Genomic DNA, 21178 nt, shown 5'->3' with positions numbered 1-21178 from the left:
GTCCGACCGAGGGGCTACGGTATGCACCCACAAGGTGACATGCAGCAACGCCGGGAGATGTCTTGAGCGTTCCGTACGAGACGGCAGCGTACGAACCAGCCGAGTCGCCCGAGTCTCCGGAGGAGCATCTCGCGCGACTCCTCGGCCGTGCCCTGAACTCCTTCGAGCTGCCCGACGAGGTGATACGGCAGCTCGACTGCGCGCTGGCGCACGACAGTTCGCTGCACTCCGCGTACCACAGCGCGGGGCTGCACCGGGAGACGTACCGGCACACCTGGCTGCTCGCCGACGGCTCGGCGGTCACGCTGTGGGAGCTCGTCCACAACCCTGCCCCGGGCAGCGCACCGGAACACGAGGTGTACGTCGACGACGAGGAGCTGCAGACGGCCACGGCCCGGCTCGGGCTGCCGCCGGACGCGCCGGAGTTCGAGCTGCCCGCGCTGATGCGGCTGTGGGCGATTCCCGAGCCCCGGCACGTGTTCGCCTCCGGCGACTCCGCGGACCACGCGCGCCGGCTGCTGCGCCGCGCGGAGAATCCGGACCGGCCCGGCGCGGAGACTGCGGCGCTGCTGGCGACGGCGACCGCGCACGAGATCACGCAGGCGTTCGGGCGCCCGGGGCGGGCCGGACGCGTCGGTTTGAGCTACGCGCTGTACGAGCACGCGTTCCTGCTGCCGGACGAGAGCGAGATCTCCCTGTGGGAGACCGAGCACACAGCGACGCCCGACGGACGGCACATGTGCGAGGTCTACATGTCGGAGGACGAGGCGCGGGACGCCATGGAGCGGCGGGCGGCGCGGCAGGGGTAGCCCCGTAGGGGGTGCGCGGGCAGCGGAGGTGACGTGTGCCGTCAGCCGTCGGCGAGTTGCCGTGCCAGGCCCGCGAACGCGGCCTGTTCCGCGGGGGTCAGCTCGACGGACTCCAGCTCGGGGCCGACCCGGGTCTGGCGCGGCAGGGCCGGCAGCGGGGTCGTGGCGCGCCCGGCGGAGGGCCGCAGGCCGGCGCGGTCCAGCAGGCGCAGCAGGGTGAGGGCCCAGATGACGGCCGCCACGGCGAGGACGGCCACGCCGATCAGCTGGAGAATCGGGACGTGCTCAGGCATGCGTCCCAGTACACACCACGGTCCGGGACTTTGATCCCGGACCGTGACGTATCTCGCAGGTGCCGTGAACAACTCACAGCGAACTAAAGGGACAAGGCGCGGGGCAGGGCGCGACCGGCGGTCAGGCCGCCACCGGCTGCTTGGCCCCCTTCGCGGTCGTGGTGTCCGCGGGGCCGCCGGGCGTGGACTCGGGGGTCTGCCTGCGCATGCCCTTGAGGAGGACGACCAGGGCCGTGGTGGCGCAGACGCCGGCCGCGATGGCGACCAGGTACAGGAACGGGTTGCCGATCAGCGGGACCACGAAGATGCCGCCGTGGGGGGCGCGCAGCGTGGCGCCGAAGGCCATCGACAGGGCGCCGGTGAGCGCGCCGCCCACCATCGAGGACGGGATGACCCGCAGCGGGTCGGCCGCGGCGAACGGGATCGCGCCCTCGGAGATGAAGGAGGCGCCCAGGACCCAGGCGGCCTTGCCGTTCTCGCGCTCGGCCGGGGTGAAGAGCCTGCCGCGCACGGTGGTGGCCAGGGCCATCGCCAGCGGCGGGACCATGCCGGCCGCCATCACCGCGGCCATGATCTTCATCGCGGAGTCGCTGGGGTTGGATACCGCGATGCCGGCGGTGGCGAAGGTGTAGGCGACCTTGTTGACCGGGCCGCCCAGGTCGAAGCACATCATCAGGCCGAGCAGGGCACCGAGCAGGACGGCGTTGGTGCCGGTGAGGCCGTTCAGCCAGTCGGTGAGGCCCTTCTGGGCGCTCGCGATGGGCTTGCCGATCACGACGAACATCAGGAATCCGACGATCGCCGAGGAGATCAGCGGGATCACCACCACCGGCATGATGCCGCGCAGCGCTGCCGGGATCTGCACCTTCTGGATCGCGATCACCACGCCACCGGCGATCAGACCGGCCGCCAGGCCGCCGAGGAAGCCCGCGTTGATGGTCAGTGAGATCGCGCCGCCGACGAAACCGGGGACCAGGCCGGGCCGGTCGGCCATGCCGTAGGCGATGTAGCCGGCCAGGACCGGGACCAGGAAGCCGAAGGCCACGCCGCCGATCTGGAAGAGCAGGGCGCCCCAGCTGTCGGCCTGGGTCCACACGAAGTGGTCCATCACCGACGGCGCCTTGTTGATCTTGTAGCCGCCGATCGCGAAGCCCAGGGCGATGAGGAGGCCGCCCGCGGCGACGAACGGGACCATGTAACTGACGCCGGACATCAGCCACTTGCGGAGCTTGGTGCCGTAGCCCTCGGTGGAGTCGCCCGTGCGCTCGACCGGCGTGCCGCCGGACGCGGACGCCGGGGCACTCCTCTCGCCGCGCGCTGCCTTCTCGCGCACCTCGCCGATGAGTTCGGCGGGGCGGTTGATGCCGGCCTTCACACCGACGTCGACGGTCGGCTTGCCGGCGAAGCGGTCCTTGTCGCGTACCGGGACGTCGTGCGCGAAGATCACGCCGTCCGCCGCCGCGATCGCCTCCGGGTCGAGCCGGGCGAAGCCGGCCGAACCCTGCGTCTCGACGACCAGCTCGACGCCCGCGTCGCGACCGGCGTTCTCCAGGGACTCGGCCGCCATGTAGGTGTGGGCGATACCGGTCGGGCAGGAGGTGACGGCCACGATACGGAAGGGGCGCGCGCCGGAGTCCGGGGCGGACGCGCTCTGCTCCCGCCCCGTCGTGGTGACCGCTGCGGCGCCGGCGGAGGCCGCCACCGGCGTCGCAGCGGTGTCCTGGGAGGCGCTCACGGCGCCCTCAGCAGCGCCCGGGGCCGCCTTCGTGCCCCCATCAGCGCCTTCGCCGGCTCCCGCGCGCCCGGCGCTCGCCGTAGCGGCCGCGCCCTCCCCCGAAGGAGTCGCCGTCCGCGCCGCCGACGGCTCCTCGTCCCCGCGGATCAGTGCCGCCGCCGTCTCCGCGTCCGACACCGCCCGCAGCGCCGAGGTGAACTCGGCGTTCATCAGCTGGCGGGCCAGGGAGGAGAGGATCGTGAGGTGGGCGTCGTCCGCGCCGGCGGGGGCCGCGATCAGGAAGATCAGGTCGGCCGGGCCGTCCGGGGCACCGAAGTCGATACCGGCGGCGCTGCGGCCGAAGGCGAGGGTCGGCTCGGTGACATGGGCGCTGCGACAGTGCGGGATGCCGATGCCGCCGTCGAGGCCGGTCGGCATCTGGGCCTCGCGGGCGGCCACGTCGGCGAGGAAGCCCGCCAGGTCGGTCACCCGGCCCTGGGCCACCATGCGCTCGGCGAGGGCACGGGCCGCCGCTTCCTTGGTGTCGGCGGACAGGTCGAGGTCGACCAGGTCCGCGGTGATCATGTCGCTCATCGCGGGCTCCAATGCACGCGTATCGCCCGGGGGAAGGGGTGGGCGGAAAGGGGGACGGGGGTGCGGTGGGGGCATGGGACCGGGCGGGAGGCGGGGCCGGGGAAACCTCGCCTCCCGGGGGTGGCACCGTGGCTCGGCCGGTGGTGCCGCCCGGTGGCCGCGGCGAGTGACGGGGAGTCCCGCCGCTTCGGGGCCGGTGGGGTGCGCGCTTCCGGGGGTGTCGGTCGGGGGCGCGCGCCAAGGTGCCGGGTACCGGGGCGTGCGCCATGGAGCGCGATCCAGGTCATGACACCGGATCCGTCAGTTCGCGGTCGAGGGGGATCTCGGCCGTGACGGTCACCACCGACGGGTCCAGGTCGGCGGGCGTCGGCATCACACTGCCGGGGAGCTGGACGGCGGCGGCGCCGTGGGCGACGGCGGAGGCGAGGGCCTCGGGGCCGCTGCCGCCGGCGATCAGGAAGCCGGCGAGGGAGGAGTCGCCGGCGCCGACGTTGCTGCGGACGGTGTCCACACGCGCGTGGGCGAACCAGGCGCCCGTGTCCTCCACGAGGAGCTGCCCGTCGGCACCCAGGCTCGCGAGCACGGCGCGCGCGCCCATGCCGCGCAACTCCTCGGCCGCCTTCAGCGCGTCACCCACGGTGGCCAGGGGGCGCTCGACGGCCTGCGCGAGCTCCTCGGCATTCGGCTTCACCACATCGGGCCGCGCGCGCAGCGCCTCCAGCAGCGCACGTCCCGAGGTGTCCAGGGCGATGCGTGCGCCCCCCGCGTGAGCCCGCGTGACGACATCGGCGTACCACGAGGGCGCGAGACCCCGGGGCAGACTGCCGCAGCACGCGATCCAGTCGGCGTCGCGCGACTGGTCCCGCACCGTGTCCAGGAGGAGTTCCTGCTCCGAGGGCGACAGCACGGGCCCCGGCGCGTTGATCTTGGTGAGCACCCCGTCGGACTCGACGAGCGCGATGTTGGAGCGGGTGGCTCCGGCGACCGGGACCGGCGCGACCTCGATGCCCTGCGCGTCGAGCAGCTCGGCGATGAGCGCCCCCGGCGCACCTCCCAGGGGCAGGACCGCGACCGTGCGCTGTCCGGCGGCCGCCACGGCGCGCGAGACGTTCACGCCCTTGCCGCCCGGGTCCATGCGCTCACCGGTGGCGCGGATGACCTCGCCGCGCTCCAGCGTGGGGACCTCGTAGGTGCGGTCGAGGGAGGGGTTGGGGGTGACGGTGAGGATCATGCGCGCACTACTTCCGTGCCGCCGCGCTCGATGGCGGCGGTGTCTTCGGGGCTCAGCCCGCTGTCGGTGATCAGCAGGTCCACGTCGCTCAGGTCGGCGAAGCGGGCGAAGTGCTCCTGGCCGTGCTTGGCGGAGTCGGCCAGGAGCACCACGCGGCGGGCGGCGGCGACCGCGGCCCGCTTCACCGCGGCCTCGGCGAGGTCGGGGGTGGTCAGGCCGTGCTCGGCGGAGAAGCCGTTGGCCGCCACGAAGAGCACGTCCGCCCGGATCTCGCCGTACGCGCGCAGCGCCCAGGCGTCCACGGCGGCGCGCGTACGGTGCCGTACGCGCCCCCCGACGAGGTGGAGCTGGATGCCGGGGTGGTCCGCGAGGCGGGCCGCGATCGGCAGGCTGTGCGTGACGACGGTGAGCGAGGACTCCAGCGGGATGGCGGCCGCCAGCCGCGCAACCGTCGTACCGGCGTCGAGGATCATCGTGCCCTCGGTCGGCAGCTCCGTGAGGGCCGCCTTGGCGATGCGGTCCTTCTCGTCGGCGGAGGTGCCCTCGCGCTCGGCGAGGTCCGGTTCGAAGTCGAGGCGCCCGGCGGGGATGGCGCCGCCGTGGACGCGGCGGACCAGACCGGCGCGGTCGAGGGCCTTCAGGTCACGGCGGATCGTCTCCGCCGTGACCTGGAACTCCTCGGCGAGCGACAGCACGTCCACCCGGCCGCCGTCACGGGCGAGCCGGAGGATCTCCTGCTGCCGTTCCGGTGCGTACATCCCGCTCGCCTCCGCCTCGATGTCCGTTCACTTCCGAGTAATGCCCGAACGTGTGGTTTCACTGCGAGGCTACGCGCGGCTTTCCGGAATGTAAACAGGTTCAGACTCCAATCGGGCATGAACGGACTTCCGGACCAACAGAAAGGCCCGGCACCTGACCGGTGCCGGGCCCGTCACGTCGCGGGTCGGGACATCTCACCGCCCGGTCAGGACACCAGCTCGGGTTCCTTCTCCAGCGCGGGCAGTTCCCCGTCCTCCGCGCCCTCGACGTGCTGCGCCGGCCGCTTCGGCAGGGCGGACATCAACAGGAAGATCGCGCCCATGATCCCGGCAACCCACCACAGCGCGTACTGGAAGGCGTGCACGAAGGCCGGGCCGACCTGGGCCGGAGCCAGCCGGTCGCCGATCCGCCCGAAGAAGACGACCGACACGAGCCCGAGCCCGAGCGCGTTGCCCATCTGCTGCACGGTGTTGATCAGCCCGGACGCGGAACCGGCGTGCTCGCGCGGCACCTCCGAGAGCACCGCGTCCGTCAGCGGGGCGACGATCAGGCCCATGCCGGCGCCCATCACGACCAGCGGCAGGGCCATCTGCCAGGACGCGATGGCAAGGCCGTAGCGGTGGGCCTCCCAGAGGTAGAGCAGCACGCCGGTGCCCATCACGAGCGCACCCGCCTGGAGCACCTTGCGGCCGAAGCGCGGGACCAGTTTCTGCACGGACATCCCGGCGGCCACGGACACCGCGATCGAGAAGGGCACCCCGGTCAGCCCGGCCCGCAGCGGGCTCCAGCCCAGGCCGATCTGCATGTACAGCGTCCAGACCAGGAAGAAGATGCCGAGCGCGACACCGAAGACGGTCTGCACGGCGATGCCCGCGGCGAAGCTCTTCACCCGAAAGAGGGACAGTTCGATGAGCGGGGAACCGTCCCGAACGGCCTTCCGTTTTTCGTACGACAGCAGGGCGGCGAAGACGACGAGGGCGCCGGCCATGCAGAGGTACCCCCACAGCGGCCAGCCCAGCTCCCGGCCGCGGGTGAGCGGGTAGAGCAGCATCAGCAGGCCCAGCGAGACCAGGGTGACACCGACGAGGTCCAGCTTCAGCGCCTTGGGCGCCTTGGACTCGGTGATGAAACGGCGGCCGAGGAGGAAGGCCGCGATACCGACGGGGAGGTTGATGAGGAAGATGGGCCGCCATTCGAGGCCGAACAGGTTCCATTCCGTCAACAGCGCGCCGAGCAGCGGACCGGAGACCGCGCCCAGACCGACGACGGCGCCGAACAGACCGAAGACCTTGCCGCGCTCATGAGCCGGGAAGGTGGCGTGCACGATCGACAGCACCTGAGGCACCATCATCGCCGCCATGCTGCCCTGAAGGATGCGGGAGGCGACCAGCATGTCCGGGTTCACGGCGAAACCGCACAGAGCGGAGGCGAGTGTGAAGCCGCCGATGCCGACCAGGAACAGCCGCCTGCGGCCGTGGATGTCGCCGAGCCGGCCGCCGGTGATCAGGGCCGCGGCGAAGGCGAGGGCGTACCCGGCCGTTATCCACTGGATCTGGCTGACGGACGCGCCGGCGTCCCGCTGGATGGACGGGATGGCGATGTTGACGATCGTCACGTCCACCAGGTCCATGAAGGCCGCCGTCATGACGATGGCCAGGGCGAACCAGCGGCGCCGGTCGCCCGGAGCCGGCGCGTCGTCCGGAGACGGCCGAGGGGTGAGGGTCTGTTCCGAGGAGGTCATGTCCGAAAAGTTAGGAGGCCATTAGGCCAGATCGTGTCCTAGTCGTACGGCATTCTCATCCGTATGACTACCGACACACCGGCTCGGCTGTTGCAGTTGCTCTCACTCCTCCAGACCCCGCGCGAGTGGCCCGGCGGGGAGCTGGCCGAGCGGCTCCGGGTGTCGCGCCGCACCGTGCGGCGGGACATCGACCGGCTGCGGGAGCTGGGCTATCCGGTGCAGGCGACGAAGGGCGCGGACGGCGGGTACCGGCTGGTCGCGGGCAAGGCGATGCCGCCGCTGGTACTGGACGACGAGGAGGCGGTGGCGATCGCCGTGGGGCTGCGGGCCGGAGCCGGGCACGCGGTGGCGGGCGTGGACGAGGCGTCGGTGCGCGCCCTGGCCAAGCTGGAGCAGGTGCTGCCTTCCCGGCTGCGTCACCGGGTGTCCACCTTGCAGGCCGCGACCACACCGCTGACCAGCGGGGACGGCGCGAGCATCGCGCCGGAGACGCTGACCGTGATGGCGTCGGCGGTGGCGGGACACGAGCGGCTGCGGTTCGCCTACCGCGACAAGGAGGGCGGCGAGACGCGGCGGCTGACCGAGCCGCACCGGCTGGTGTCGACGGGAAGGAGGTGGTACCTGGTCGCCTATGACCTCGACCGGGCGGACTGGCGCACGTTCCGGGTGGACCGGGTGAGCGAGCCGTTCGCGACCGGAGTGCGGTTCGCGCCACGGGAGTTGCCGGCGGGGGACGCCGCCGAGTATCTGCGGCGGTCCATCAACCGGCGGCAGGAGACGTACGAGTTCACGGTGGGCTTCGCCGCGCCGGCCGGGCAGGTCGCCACGCGGGTGCCGGCCTGGCTCGGGGAGCCGGAGGACGACGGGAAGGGCGGCTGCGTCCTGCGGGGCACCTCCGGTGATCCCGTGGAGTGGCTGGCGGTACGGCTCGCGATGGCCGGGTTCGAGTTCACCGTACGGGGACCTGGGGAACTGGCCGAGTGCGTACGGGAGTTGGGCGGACGACTGAGCCGGGCGGGGCGGGGGGAGGGTGGGCGGGGGGAGGGGGAAGGGGAGAGGGAAGAGCGAAGGGCCGAGGAACCCGACTCCGGGTCCGCGCAGCCCTGACCCCGGCTCCGCCCCCTATCGGACGCCCCGGCTCCACCCCCGTCAGATGGCCCGGCCCTGCTCGCCGCCAGGTGGCCCGGCCCTGCTCGCCGTCAGTTGGCCGGGCCGTGCTCGCGCCAGTCGAATCCGCTCAGCGCTCTGAGGTTGTGCAGTGCCAGGGCCGCCGGGCCCTCGGGGCCGGTCGGCGGTGAGGAGGTGGCCGCCCAGGACTCCACGGCCACGCGGACAGCCGCACCGGCGACGGCGGCGGCGAAGCGGAGCGCAGGGGCGATGGTGGCCGGTCCGTCGGGCGCCAGGCGCGTCGCGAGGATCTCGACCAGGGTCGCCTCCGACGTCTGGCACACCTCGGCCCAGACCTTGCGCAGGGCCGGGCTGCTGTCGGCCAGCCGGATCAGGGTGCGGACCCACTCCCAGGAGGCCGCCGAGACCCCGGCACCGGGAGTGAGGGTGTGGCGGACGGCGTGTTCCAGTGCCTGCGGGACGCCGAGGTGGGCCGGAGCCGCACGGACCGCTTCCGCCCAGCGCTGGGCGCCGGCGGCGTAGAGCGGGGCGACCGCTTCCTCCTTGGTGGCGAAGTAGCGGTAGAAGGTGCGGGGTGCGATGCCCGCGGCCTGCGCGATGTCCTCGGCGCGGGTCGCCCGCAGGCCCTGGCGGACGAACAGCGCGCCCGCCGCCCGGGCGATCTCCATCCGGGTCTCGGCCTTCCGGCGCTCGGTCAACGAGACCGGTGGGGAGGCGGAAAACTGCTGGTGGGAGTCGCTGGGGGTGGTGCTCATTCCGGCAGGCTATGCCCATGTGGCAGAATCTGCCATCCGCGCGGTCCACCCCGGGGTTCAGGTACGGGGTGGGCCGCCGTTCCAACGTTTTCCGCCGTTCCAACGTTTTCCGCCGTTCCCGCAGTCCCCGTTCGCACGTGTCCCGCCGGCTGTTCCCACTTGTCCGCCGTGTGCACGTGTCCCGCCGTCGTCGGCGCGTGTGCTCTAGGTGTTCAGGGGCTAACCGGACTACGCCTCAGTCACCACCACGTAGAAGGTGACCGTGGCGAGGAACGGCTCCCGGCCGAGGTGGCTCAGCCAGGATTGCGCCGCCTCGCCGGGGACGGTGAAGCCCGCGTCGGCCGCCAGTCGGGCGGCCTGCAACTCGCCCTCCCGCACACTTGATTCTCCCCCGGAGGGAGACCGGAAGGTGGGTCCATGCGCGACGGCACCCCGCACGCGTCGTGCGGCTCGATGTACTCGATCGGTGAGCCGGCCCGGCATACCGGGCTGTCGGTCAAGACGATCCGCCTGTACTCCGACCGCGGTCTCGTCGTACCGGCGCACCGCACCGCGGCAGGCCATCGCCGGTACGGGCCGGACGCCCCGGCCCGGCTGGCGCTCGTACGGGCGCTGCGTGAACTGGGCCTCGGGCTGGAGGTGATCCGGCAGGTGCTGGACCAGCCGAGCAGGCGGCGGCGCTGGATGTGCAGATCAGCGTGCTGCGCCTGCGCCGGGCGGTGCTGTCGGTCGTGGCCGGACGCGCGCCCACCCTGGAGGAGACGGGACTCATGCACCGGTTGGCGACCCTGTCCGAGAACGAGCGGCGACGGCTGATCAACGGCTTCCTGGACGCCGTCTTCGACACCCCCGAAGGCGGCCCCGGAGGCGGTGACTCCCCGGTGGCGACTCCGGCCCGTGGTGGCCCTCATGCCGCGGTCCGCCGTTCCACGACCCCCGAGTTGCCCGCCGAACCGACGGACGAACAGCTCGCGGCCTGGCTGGAGTTGGCCGAGTTGGCCCTCGACGACGGCTTCCGCGCGGCCGTGCGGCGGCTGGTGCACGAGCACGCGCGGACGCAGAGGCAGACGCAGAGGGGAGATGTCTCAAGTCCGCCGCGTCCGGACCCCGTTGCCCTCGCTCGCGAACTGGCCGGACCCGCCCTGACCGCCTGTACCAGGCCGGACGCGCCCCGGGCGGAATCCGTCGTCACGGCTCTCCTCGCCCGGTGCCAGCCGACCGAGCAGACCGGGCCGAGCGCGCAGACCGGGCCGACCGAGCAGACCGCGACAGGAGCGGTCACGGGAATGGCCACGGGAACGGTCGGCGGGCTGATCCGACACCTCGAAGCCGTGCGCGCTCCCCGCCGGGACCGCTACTTCCGCCCGCTGGCCCGGATCAACGGCTGGCCGGCCCCGGAGCCCACGACTCCCCTGATCGACTGGACGGTCACGGCACTGCGCGTCCACGCACCGGCCGCCTGACCAGCCGCCGACGGACTCTCCGCAGGCGGGAGCCGACCACCGCGCACACAAGAGAGCCGGGCTCCGGCACCCAGGGGGGATGGGTGCCGGAGCCCGGCTTCGGAAGGTCCCGGCGCCGGGGGGGATGGTGCGTCGGGACGTGGTTCGCGTGGGGACGTGGTTCGCGTGGGGACGGCCGGCGGCGCTGGATCGGCTGCCGTGTGCGGTGCGGCTGTCAGGTGTGTAGGGCGGGCGGTGTGTCAGACGCTCTGGGGAGTGCGGTCCGGGTTCCCGGGGGGGGCTTGCTCTGGGCCCGCATGGGTTGTTCCCGCGGGCCCGGGCGTTGAAGCGACAGGACCACGCCATGTTTGCGCCGTCTTTCGCCACCGGCGTGCGCGGTCCCGGGCATCGCACGCCCACGACCACCCCCACCCTCCGCAGCGCACACACCCCGCCCACCGCGCGCAGCGCGCACACGACTCCGCAGACGCCCCCTCCTGTTCCGTCGACGCCTCGTCCTGACTGCCGTTCGTCCCGTACGCCGCTCCCCGACGGGAGCGGCGTACCACCGCGGCGTACGACCGTTACGCCGCCGCGTCGAATCCGGTGTCCCGCGCCAGCTTCTTCAGTTCGAGCAGCGCGTGCTTCTCGATCTGGCGGATGCGCTCGCGGGTCAGGCCGTGCTCCTTGCCGACCTCGGTCAGGGTGCGCTCGCGGCCGTCGTCGATGCCGTAGCGCATCTTGATGATGGAGGCCGTGCGCTGGTCCAGGCGGCCGATCAGGTCGTCCAGTTCCTCGCTGCGCAGCAGGGTCAGGACGGACTGCTCGGGGGAGACCGCGGAGGTGTCCTCCAGCAGGTCGCCGAACTGGGTCTCGCCCTGGTCGTCCACCGACATGTTCAGCGACACCGGGTCGCGGGCCCAGTCGAGGACGTCCGTGACGCGCTCCGGGGTGGAGCCCAGCTCCGCGGCGATCTCCGCGGGCTCCGGCTCACGGCCGTGCTCGCGGTTGAACTCGCGCTGGATGCGGCGGATGCGGCCCAGCTCCTCCACCAGGTGGACGGGGAGCCGGATCGTGCGGGACTGGTCGGCGATGGAGCGGGTGATGGCCTGACGGATCCACCAGGTGGCGTACGTCGAGAACTTGAAGCCCTTGCGGTAGTCGAACTTCTCGACAGCGCGCACCAGGCCGGCGTTGCCCTCCTGGATCAGGTCCAGCAGGGGCAGGCCGCTGCGCGGGTAGCGCCGGGCCACGGCGACGACCAGGCGGAGGTTGGACCGGATGAAGACGTCCTTGGCCCGCTCACCGGCGGCGACCAGCGCCTCCAGTTCCTCACGGGTGGCGTCCGACGCGGACTCCTCCTCGCCGTCGAGGACCTGCCGCGCGAACACACCCGCCTCTATGGTCTGGGACAGCTCGACCTCCTTGGCGGCGTCGAGCAGCGGCGTACGCGCGATCTCGTCGAGGTACATGCCGACCAGGTCACGGTCGGCGATCTCGCCGCCGTGTGCGCGAAGCCTGCTTGCCGAGTCGGCCGTCTCGCCGGAGGCGGACTGACGACGGGCGACGGCACGGGTTGCCATGCGTGCTCCCTTGCGATGGTGGGCTGGCAGGTGGTCCTGTGGACGCTCAGCGCTCCGGGGACTGTGTGGGGACTCTCCTCGGCTGCCCTGCGTCCGATGGAAACAACGACTGGAATCCGGACAGAATTCCCAACCCGCCCTCCGATTTTTCTGATCATGCAGTACCCTGTCCCGCCACGTGGGGCGAGAGAGGCCGCCGAACCTGCAGAGACGCAGGTCAGACCGGGAGTCGAGGTGGATCTCGACACGCTCGCGGTGATCTACGAGTCCTGCGTCCGCGAGACGCTCGTCACACTCGGTGTCGCACCCCTCACGCCGAAACGAGCCCGGAAGAACAAGCCCGGAAGACCGTCACCGTCGACCGCCCTCCCGACCCGGAAGACGGCCCGCACCGCCCGATGGTTGTCACGTAAGCGGAATCACGGCAAATCCTGAGCTAGGCCATATCCGGCCCTTACCGGTCGAAGACCGCGCACGCCCCCGCCACCCGCCACCCACCGGCCACCGCCCATCACCCGCCGCCCATCGCCCACCGCCCATCACCCGCCGGCCACCACTCACCGGCCACCGCCCATCACCCGCCGCCCATCGCCCACCGCCCACGGCAGCCGGCACGCGACACCCCCGACTCCGGCACCGCCCGCCCCGGCTCCGGCGCCCCCGGGCGGAACCTCAGCCGAACTGCACCGACCGCTTCGCCATGCCCATCCAGAACCCGTCGATCACAGAGGTCACGGACTTCTGCGCGTCCAGTCCGCCGCCCGCCTCGGCGGCGCCCATCGTGACGAAGAGCGGGGCGAAGTGCTCGGTGCGCGGGTGGGCGTAGCGGCCGGCCGGGGCCTTGTCGAGGAAGTCGAGCAGGGCGTCCCAGTCGCGGGCCTCCAGGGCACGCCGGCCCCAGTCGTCGAACTCGGAGGACCAGCTCGGCACGCCGCCGCCGGTGTGCCGCAGGGCGGCGAGGTTGTGCGTGAAGAAGCCGGAGCCGACGATCAGCACGCCCTCGTCGCGCAGTGGGGCGAGCTTGCGGCCGAGGTCCATCAGGCGGACCGGGTCGAGGGTCGGCAGGGAGACCTGGAGGACGGGGATGTCGGCGTCCGGGTACATCTCGACGAGCGGGACGTAGGCACCGTGGTCGAGACCGCGGTCGGGTATGTCCTGGACCGGGATACCGGGGGCGTGCAGCAGTTTGCGGACGGACGCGGCCAGTTCGGGCGCGCCGGGGGCGGCGTACCGGACGCGGTAGTAGTGCTCGGGGAAGCCCCAGAAGTCGTAGACGAGGGGGACCGTCTCCACCGCGCCGAGCGCGAGCGGGGCCTCCTCCCAGTGGGCGGAGACCATGAGGATCGACTTCGGGCGGGGCAGGCCGGCGGACCAGGCGGCGAGCTGGCCCGGCCAGAGGGGGTCGTCGGCGAGGGGCGGCGCGCCGTGGCTGAGGTACAGGGCGGGCATGCGCCCCGGCGACGCCTCGGCGGGCATCTCCTGCGGCACGGCGGACATGGCGGACATGGCGGACATGGCGGCGGCTCCCAACGGCAGGTCCAACGACGAATCCAACGACGGGTCTTCGCGAGGCCCCCTCGGCCCCCCGACAGGCCCCCGGCAGGCCTCCGAGAGGCCTCTCGGCAGGTGCCCGTCGGGCTCCCGACAGAATTGCGGGAGCGCTTCGGAAAGGCTCCGGAAAGGACCCGGAAAGGACCCGGAGGGACTCGGAGGAACTTCGGACGAAGATCCCGGAGTTACTTTAACTCTCAAGTTCTATTCGCAGCATACGACCGACTTGTTCAAGTTTCAAGGAGACGCCTCGTACAGTGGGACACATGAACACGGCACCCGACCCCGCCGCCGCGCGGCACCGCTGGCTCACCGACGAGGAACAGCGCGTCTGGCGCGCGTACATGCACGCCACCACCCTGCTGGAGGACCACCTCGACCGGCAGCTCCAGCGCGACGCCGGGATGCCGCACATCTACTACGGCCTGCTCGTCGGCCTCGCGGAGGCGCCCCGCCGGCGGCTGCGGATGACCGAGCTGGCGATGAAGTCGAAGATCACCCGCTCCCGCCTCTCGCACGCGATCGCGCGGCTGGAGAAGAACGGCTGGGTGCGCCGCGAGGACTGCCCCTCCGACAAGCGCGGCCAGCTCGCGGTGCTCACCGACGAGGGCGCCGAGGTGCTCGCACGGACCGCGCCCGGCCATGTGGCCACCGTGCGGCAGGCGATGTTCGACCGGCTCAGTCCGGAACAGCAGAAGGCCCTCGGCGAGATCATGGGGATCATCGCCGAGGGCCTCCAGCCGAACGAAGCGGGTGCGGACCTGCCCTGGCTCCGCTGAGTCATCCCGCAAGGCGGCCCGTGAGCCGGCCTGCGGACGGGGTCAGTGGGCCACCACCGGCACCGGAAGCTCGTCCTCGACGCCCTCGCCCTCGCCCTCGCCGGAGGTCACCGGGGTGGAGCCCGGACGGCCGGCGTTGACGAAGGTGAAGGCGATCAGGGAGGCCGCGGCCAGGATGCCGACGGCGAACCAGATCGCGCTGCTGTAGCCGTGCACCATGCCCTGGAGCTTGACCAGCTGCTGCTGCGGCTTGGCGGCGGCACCGGCGATGTGGTCCTTGATGTAGGACGTGGTCGCCGAGGCGGCGATGGTGTTCAGCAGGGCGGTGCCGATCGCGCCGCCCACCTGCTGCGAGGTGTTGACCATCGCGGATGCGACACCGGCGTCCCGGGGCTGCACGCCCTGGGTGGCCAGGGACATCGCCGGCATGAACGCCGTACCCATGCCGAGGCCGAGCAGCAGCATCGCGGGCAGCAGCTGGGTGCCGTACGACGAGTCGACCTTCAGCTGGGTGAGGATCAGCATGCCGAGCGCGGCGACCAGGAAGCCGGGGCCCATCAGGAAGCGGGCCGGGACCCGGGTCATGAGGCGGGCGCCGATCTGGGTGGAGCCGGTGATCATGCCGGCCACCATCGGCAGGAACGCGAAGCCGGTCTTGACCGGCGTGTAGCCCTTCACGACCTGCAGGTAGTAGGTCAGGAAGAGGAACAGGCCGAACATGCCGATGATCGCGAGGCCGAGGGAGAGGTAGATCCCGCCGCGGTTGCGGTCGGTCACCACGCGCAGCGGCAGCAGCGGGGCCTTGACCCGGGACTCGACGGCCACGAAGGCGAGCAGCAGCACCGCGGACGCGACGAACATCGAGACGGTCACGGTGTCGCCCCAGCCGTCGGACTCGGCGCGCGTGAAGCCGTAGACGAGCGCGATCAGACCGAGCGAGGACAGGATCACGCCGGGGATGTCGAGCGGGGAGCGGTTGCGGCCGCCCTGGGGCTCACGGATGACGAAGAGGGCGCCGAGAGCCGCGACGACGGCGAACGGGACGTTCACGAAGAACGTCCAGCGCCAGTTCAGGTACTCGGTGAGGAAACCGCCGACGATCAGGCCGACGGCACCGCCGCCGCCCGCGATGGCGCCGTAGATGCCGAACGCCTTGGCGCGCTCCTTGGCGTCGGTGAACATCACCGCGAGCAGGGAGAGCGCCGCCGGGGCGAGCAGCGCGCCGAAGACACCCTGGAGGGCGCGGGCACCGAACATCATCGGGCCGGTGGTGGCGGCGCCGCCGAGCGCGGAGGCGAGGGCGAAGCCGACGAGGCCGGTGACGAAGGCGCGCTTGCGGCCCCACTTGTCGGCGATACGGCCGCCGAAGAGGAGCAGGCCGCCGAAGGCGAGGGCGTAGGCCGTGACGACCCACTGCCGGTTGCCGTCGGATATGCCGAGATCGGTCTGGGCGGAGGGGAGCGCGATGTTCACGATGGTGGCGTCGAGGACGACCATCAGCTGGGCGAGCGCGATGAAGACGAGCGCCTTCCAGCGGTTGGGGTCGACGCCGGGGGCGGTGACGCCGAAGGCGCCCTTGCGGTCCGTTTCGGACATGGGATTACCCACTTCGGGACTTTCGTGACGGAAAAATCTGAAGTAAAGCGAAAAAACGGGAAGACGGAGGCGTGGCTCGTCGACGGCGGTGGCGACGGACCGGTCGGACGGCCGGGTCGGACGGGATGTGAGGGTGGACTGGGGCGCGGGGCCGAACTAATCGGTCAGGACTGATCGGTCAGGGCTTGCGCAGCTCCCTGACGGTCACGGCCTCGCCCGGCAGGGCGGAGCGGGCGGGGGCCCGCAGGCCGTCGAGGAGGAGTTGCAGGTGCCGGTGGACGAACCGGTCGCCGCGCAGGCAGTCCGTGCCGGCCGGGGGCCGGCTCAGCTGCGCCACGGCGATCATCACGTCGCCGACACCGACGTCCGGCCGGAGCTGCCCGGCCGCCCTGGCCCGGCCCATGACCTCCTCGATGAGCTGCTCCAGGCGCTCGCGGGAGGCTTCCAGGTCGGGGTGGTGCTGGTCGAACGTGCTGGAGACCATCGGGCACAGCGCGCTGATCCGCTCGTCGGCGGAGGCGTGCACGAAGCGCTCCAGCGCGGCGAAGGCGTCGCCGGTCTCGGCCAGGGCCAGCTCGGCCGCCTCGGCCGTACGGTCCACGACGGAGCAGACGACCTCGCGGACGAGGGCCTCGCGGTCGGGGAAGTTGCGGTACAGCGTGGCGTTGCCGACGCCGGCCCGGCGGGCGATCTCGTCCAACGGCACATGCGGGCCGTCCTCGACGAACATCTCCCGGGCGGCGGTGACGATCCGCTCCCGGTTGCGCACGGCGTCGGCCCTGGGCCGGGGCACCTTGCGCACGGCCGGGGTGGTCGCGGTCGACACGGCGTACTCCTCACTGTCGAAGCGACGGGGCCCGGCGGAAGCGTCAAGAGCTCCTGGAGCTCCCGGATCTTCGGCGGGCGGTGATCACGATCCGGGGAAGCCGTCCCCGTTTCGCTCGGACGCAGGGTTAAACGGGGAACGGGTCCCCGGATATTTCCCGACCGCGCCAACAATCCCTGTGACCTGAGCCACACTCATCTCGGGCCGGGATTCACCCTCTTGCGGCCCCGCTTTCCCACGTTCGGCCTCCCCGACGCGCGCCCCGCACCCCGCCGACACAGGGTGATCGCAAGGGTGCAGTCGGCGACCGGCGGCTGCCGTGGAGCGAGAGGCCCGTGCATGCAGCCGCAGCCGCCCCGCCGCATACGTCTCCCCCACGAGAACATCCCCCACGACCACCCGACCGCGGGCCGCGGGCCGCACGAGGGCCGGCGCGAGAGTCGTCGGCACGCGTGTCCGCCCGACGGCCTGTACGACGAGGACGAGGCCCCCTCCCTGGCCCCCTCGACCCCTTCGACCCCGTTGGCCCCGTGCCGCGGAAGATCCCGGGCCGGCCGGGCGCGCAGCCGGCGCCGGATACGCACGCGCCGGGTGGCCGCCCTCACCGCGGTGACCGCACTGACCCTCGCGGTCAGCACCTCGGCCGGGACCGGACATCTGACGGCGCCCACCACCGCCGGGCCCATCGCCCTGGCCCACTCCTCCGCCTTCGCGCCCTGCATGATCCACGGCAGCCCCGACATCCAGATGGCCGAGGGCGTCCCCACCCCGCACGGCTACTCCCGCTCCACGGGCACGGTCCACGCGCTGACCCTGATGATCGACTTCTCCGACGCGCCCGGCCAGGGCAGCGCCATGGACCGCTTCCACGAGTTCTTCCCGCAGACCCAGGAGTGGTTCCGCACCGCGTCGTACGGCCGGCTCGACTACGTGCCCGAGACCCCGATCACCGGCTGGCTGCGGATGCCCAAGCCCTTCAAGGCGTACGGCATAGACCGCGGCGCCCCCTTCGACCCCGGCTACCGCCAGCTGGTGCAGGACATGGTGGCCGCGGCCGACCCGGCGGTGGACTTCCGCTCCTACGACCTCCTCAACGTCCTGGTCACCCCGAACGCCGGCCCGTCCGCCCTCGACACCGTGCTGTCCGTGACCTTCGCCGGGAACGGGGACGCCCCGGTCGCCGACGGCGTGCCCGTCGCCAACGCGTCCTTCATCTACTCCCGCCAGGACGACGGCTCCGGCTCCTACGCCCACACCGGCTACCGCGTCCTGCCCCACGAGAACGGCCACACCTTCGGCCTGCCCGACCTCTACACGCAGGAGGGCGGGGGCGTTGTCGGGCACTGGGACATCATGAGCGAGGACTGGGGGGCCGACAACGATCTGCTCGGCTGGCACAAGTGGAAACTGGGCTGGCTGGACGCCTCGCAGGTGCACTGCGCGGTACGGCGGGGCAGCACCGAGTACACGCTGACGCCGCTGTCGCGGGCGGGCGGCGAGAAGCTGGTGTTCATACCGACGGACTCGCACGGCGGATACGCGCTGGAGCTGCGCACCCAGGGCGGCAACGACGAGGCGGTGTGCCACCCGGGCATCCTGATCTACCGGGTCGACGCGACGGTCGACACCGGCCGCGGCCCGATCAAGGTCCAGGACAGCCACCCCAGGAGCGGCGGCTGCACCCGCTCCCCCAACGTCCAGGCGGAACTCTCCGACGCCCCCTACTCCCCCGGCGAGACCTTCAAGGACCCCGGCCATGGCATCACGGTCCAGGTACGGGAGAAGGACGAGGACGGGGACTACCGGGTGCGGGTGACCCGGAGCTGAGGGAACGGTCCGGACGGACGGCGCCGGGCGGGGTTTACCGTAGGCGTGCCCGAACGCCGTACCGGAGAGCCGATGCCCGCTGCTGACCCCGCACTGCACGCCGACGTGGCCGCCGCGGCAGGACCGCCGGATGAAGCGGTCGGGCCACTGATCCGCGGGGTCGGTGTGCTGCGGCGGCTGACCGAGGCAGGCGGCACGCTCGGTCCGAGCGCGCTGGAGCGGGCCACCGGGCTCGCGCGCTCCACGGTCGACCGGATCACCGCGACCCTGGCCCGCATGGACTACGTCCGCCTCGACGGCCGGGACGTCGTCCTCGCCCCGCGCGTGATGGAGCTGGGCAACTCCTATCTCGCCGCCCTGCGTCTGCCCGTCCTGCTCGGCGCGCGCGCCGACGCCCTCGCCGACGAGCTGGACGAGTCGGTGTCCCTCGCGGTCGCCGACCTCGACGGGATCCGCTTCATCCACCAGGCCACCCGGCGCCGCGCGCTGTCGGTGAGCTTCCGTATCGGCGACCTGCTCCCCGCCGAACGCACCGGCCCCGGCCCGCTGTTCGCGACCGAGTGGACCGAGCGGGACTGGGCACGCTGGCGGGACCGCCGGTCCGCCGACCCCCACGACACGGCCTTCCCCGCTCTCCCGCCCCGGCAGGCACCCGCCGACGCCCCCTCTCCTCCGGCTCTTTCCCCGTCTTTCCCGTCTCTCCCGTCTTTCCCGGAACGGGTGGAGCGGGCGCGCGAGGACGGCTGGGCCCTGGACGACCAACTGATCGAACCGGGCCTGGTCGCGGTCTCCGTACCCGTGCGGGACCCGTACACCGGCCGCCCGGTGTGCGTGGCGAGCGTGGTCAGCCACACCAGCCGGCACTCTGCGGCCGACCTGCGCACCAGCCTCCTGCCCCGGCTGCGTACGGCGGTGGCGGCGATGGAGTCCGACCTGCGTACGGCGCCCGCGCCCGAGCCCGGCCCGCCGCCCTCGGGCCTGGCGTCCTGGACGACGGCGTCGAAGCACCAACTGGGCCGCGATTTCGTGGAGTCGCTGGCCCGGGGCCTCACCGTCCTGACCGCGTTCGGCGCGGGCCGCCCGGCGCTGCCGCTGACCGAGGTGGCCCGGGCGACGGGCCTGTCCCGGGCCACGGCCCGGCGCGCCCTGCTCACGCACGAACACCTGGGCCTGGTGGCCGCGGGCCCCGACCGCACCTTCACCCTCACCCCCCGCGTCCTGGACCTGGGCTTCCCTCCCCTGTCCCGCGCCACCCTCGCCCGCCTGGCCGAGCCCCATCTGCGGGCCCTGGCACAGGCCCTGCACGAGCCGGCCGCACTCGCGGTCCTCACCCCCGACGGCACGGAGATCCAGTACACGGCCGGGGCGGGCACGAGCCGTGTCCTCACGGTCCACATCACGGTCGGCGCCCGCCTCCCCGCCGCCGCGACCTCACTCGGCCGCGTCCTGCTGGCGGACGCCTCCCCCGCCTTCCCGGAGGTCCGCGCGCAGGGCTACGCCCTCGCGGACGAGGAACTGGAGTCCGGCCTGCGCTCCATCGCCGTACCGGTACGGGACCGCACGGGCCGGGCGGTCGCCGCGGTGTGCGTGGCCACGCACACGGCCCGCCGCACCCTGGAGTCCTGCGTCCACGACGTCCTGCCCGCCCTGCGCACCACCACGGACCACCTGCGGGCCGACCTCCACACCGCCTCCCGCTTCACCCCCGTCCCGCCGGTCTGACGACCTCACCCCCGCGGCGCGGACGGCGAGAACATCGGCCAGGATGACGGACAACGACCAGCCGTCCAACGGAATGTGACGGTGAGTCAGTCAGCACAAGTGCGTGCCGGGGTCGAACCCACGCCGCCGCTCGTCGGACTTTTGCCGTCATGGCACCGGTAGTTGTCCGGCACCGTGTTCGAAAAGGCCGGTCACCACTTCGACACCCTGACCGGCTTCGGGTACCTGGCGATCTCCTTCGGGGTGACGCTGCCGGCGCGTACCGCGGGTACAGCGCTGCGCGCCAGGCCACTGGCCCCGGACACGCCAGCGGCCGACCCGGCACGGCGCGGAGGGCGTGCCGGCCCTCGCGCCCTGCCTCGCTGCGCCGCATGGCACGCGCACCACCACGCCGGCCGTGCGACCCCGGTGGTGTCCGAGCAGCACGGGGGGCGCCCACTGCTTCGGGATGCCCAGTTCGCGCAGGCGTGCCTCCAGGCTCTCGGCGAACACCATGCGGCCGCGCACCTCGGGCCCGTCGCCGAACGGCCCAGCACATACAACTGCGGCAATGGATGCGGACCCGCCCACGGCACCCCGCCCGAGCCGGGGCCGCCGCCCTCGGGCCCCCCGACCAGGCGGCCCGGGCGACGGTCCTCGCCGACACCGCGTCCCCGTGCCGTCGACCCTCGCCAAGGCCCGCGCGCAGGGTGTGCCGCGATCTCGGCGAGGCCGGATTCCTTGAAGCAGAGCATGTAGTGGCCCGCTCCGAAGCGACACAGGGTGGGCAGGGGCGACAGGCCGGAGCACGACCAACGGTCCCTGACCGGCCTCGGCGATGCGGATACG

Annotated in this window: 16 protein-coding genes and 1 pseudogene; 6 read left to right on the top strand and 11 right to left on the bottom strand. The window is 72.5% G+C overall.

Features of this window, described 5'->3' with window-relative positions; genetic code table 11:
* Positions 1-62 precede the first annotated feature (62 nt).
* Entirely contained in the window at positions 63-809 is a 747-nt protein-coding gene (locus tag BIV23_RS03905; RefSeq protein ID WP_071379308.1) for a DUF6227 family protein, read from the top strand.
* Positions 810-850: 41 nt separating this feature from the next.
* Here BIV23_RS03905 and BIV23_RS03900 read toward each other — a convergent pair whose 3' ends face one another.
* The 5 genes from BIV23_RS03900 to BIV23_RS03880 all read right to left on the bottom strand — a co-directional run bounded on the left by BIV23_RS03900 (position 851) and on the right by BIV23_RS03880 (position 7141).
* Entirely contained in the window at positions 851-1102 is a 252-nt protein-coding gene (locus BIV23_RS03900) for a hypothetical protein (RefSeq protein ID WP_071379307.1), read from the bottom strand.
* A 121-nt stretch (positions 1103-1223) separates the two neighbouring features.
* A complete protein-coding gene (locus BIV23_RS03895) occupies positions 1224-3410 on the bottom strand; it encodes a PTS fructose transporter subunit IIABC (RefSeq protein WP_071379306.1) in 2187 nt (728 codons plus the stop codon).
* Between the two features lie 283 nt (positions 3411-3693).
* On the bottom strand, positions 3694-4641 hold the full coding sequence (gene pfkB, locus BIV23_RS03890; protein WP_071379305.1) for a 1-phosphofructokinase: 948 nt from the start codon (positions 4639-4641) through the stop codon (positions 3694-3696).
* Positions 4638-5399, bottom strand: a complete 762-nt coding sequence (locus BIV23_RS03885) for a DeoR/GlpR family DNA-binding transcription regulator (RefSeq protein ID WP_071377144.1) — start codon at positions 5397-5399, stop codon at positions 4638-4640. The genes pfkB and BIV23_RS03885 overlap by 4 nt, the downstream gene beginning before the upstream one ends.
* Positions 5400-5605: 206 nt before the next feature.
* Positions 5606-7141: an MFS transporter gene (locus BIV23_RS03880; protein ID WP_071379304.1), complete on the bottom strand. Its 1536-nt coding sequence runs from the start codon at positions 7139-7141 to the stop codon at positions 5606-5608.
* 63 nt (positions 7142-7204) lie between these two features.
* Between BIV23_RS03880 and BIV23_RS03875 the strand changes: the two genes are divergently transcribed.
* Entirely contained in the window at positions 7205-8248 is a 1044-nt protein-coding gene (locus tag BIV23_RS03875) for a helix-turn-helix transcriptional regulator (RefSeq protein WP_071379303.1), read from the top strand.
* Between the two features lie 92 nt (positions 8249-8340).
* On the opposite strand, the gene BIV23_RS03870 is transcribed toward BIV23_RS03875, so the two are convergent.
* Both BIV23_RS03870 and BIV23_RS50145 read right to left on the bottom strand, forming a co-directional pair.
* Positions 8341-8937 (bottom strand): TetR/AcrR family transcriptional regulator, encoded by a 597-nt coding sequence (locus tag BIV23_RS03870; RefSeq protein WP_071379457.1) that lies wholly within the window; start codon positions 8935-8937, stop codon positions 8341-8343.
* 315 nt (positions 8938-9252) lie between these two features.
* The gene (locus BIV23_RS50145) at positions 9253-9402 is read right to left on the bottom strand and encodes a hypothetical protein (RefSeq protein WP_177239698.1); all 150 of its coding nucleotides are present in this window, start codon (positions 9400-9402) and stop codon (positions 9253-9255) included.
* A gap of 39 nt (positions 9403-9441) precedes the next feature.
* On the opposite strand from BIV23_RS50145, the pseudogene BIV23_RS03865 reads away from it, so the two are divergent.
* Positions 9442-10487 (top strand): annotated as a pseudogene (locus BIV23_RS03865) (MerR family transcriptional regulator).
* A gap of 563 nt (positions 10488-11050) precedes the next feature.
* Here BIV23_RS03865 and BIV23_RS03860 read toward each other — a convergent pair.
* Positions 11051-12049 (bottom strand): sigma-70 family RNA polymerase sigma factor, encoded by a 999-nt coding sequence (locus tag BIV23_RS03860; protein ID WP_071379302.1) that lies wholly within the window; start codon positions 12047-12049, stop codon positions 11051-11053.
* Between the two features lie 672 nt (positions 12050-12721).
* A complete protein-coding gene (locus BIV23_RS03855; protein WP_071379456.1) occupies positions 12722-13546 on the bottom strand; it encodes a dioxygenase family protein in 825 nt (274 codons plus the stop codon).
* Between the two features lie 320 nt (positions 13547-13866).
* Between BIV23_RS03855 and BIV23_RS03850 the strand changes: the two genes are divergently transcribed.
* The gene (locus tag BIV23_RS03850; protein ID WP_071377140.1) at positions 13867-14379 is read left to right on the top strand and encodes a MarR family winged helix-turn-helix transcriptional regulator; all 513 of its coding nucleotides are present in this window, start codon (positions 13867-13869) and stop codon (positions 14377-14379) included.
* Between the two features lie 42 nt (positions 14380-14421).
* On the opposite strand, the gene BIV23_RS03845 is transcribed toward BIV23_RS03850, so the two are convergent.
* Together BIV23_RS03845 and BIV23_RS03840 are read right to left on the bottom strand one after the other, a co-directional pair.
* Positions 14422-15975 carry an MFS transporter gene (locus BIV23_RS03845; protein ID WP_071379301.1) on the bottom strand — a complete coding sequence of 518 codons (1554 nt, stop codon included), beginning with the start codon at positions 15973-15975 and terminating at the stop codon, positions 14422-14424.
* 178 nt (positions 15976-16153) lie between these two features.
* Positions 16154-16801 carry a TetR/AcrR family transcriptional regulator gene (locus BIV23_RS03840; protein ID WP_071379300.1) on the bottom strand — a complete coding sequence of 216 codons (648 nt, stop codon included), beginning with the start codon at positions 16799-16801 and terminating at the stop codon, positions 16154-16156.
* Between the two features lie 591 nt (positions 16802-17392).
* Between BIV23_RS03840 and BIV23_RS03835 the strand changes: the two genes are divergently transcribed.
* On the top strand, positions 17393-18628 hold the full coding sequence (locus BIV23_RS03835) for a M6 family metalloprotease domain-containing protein (protein WP_071379299.1): 1236 nt from the start codon (positions 17393-17395) through the stop codon (positions 18626-18628).
* A 72-nt stretch (positions 18629-18700) separates the two neighbouring features.
* A complete protein-coding gene (locus tag BIV23_RS03830; RefSeq protein WP_071379298.1) occupies positions 18701-20350 on the top strand; it encodes an IclR family transcriptional regulator domain-containing protein in 1650 nt (549 codons plus the stop codon).
* The last annotated feature ends 828 nt before the right edge of the window (positions 20351-21178 follow it).

This window comes from Streptomyces monashensis, from assembly GCF_001866665.1.
Lineage (GTDB): Bacteria > Actinomycetota > Actinomycetes > Streptomycetales > Streptomycetaceae > Streptomyces > Streptomyces monashensis.
This window is presented reverse-complemented; position numbering and strand designations above follow the sequence as displayed.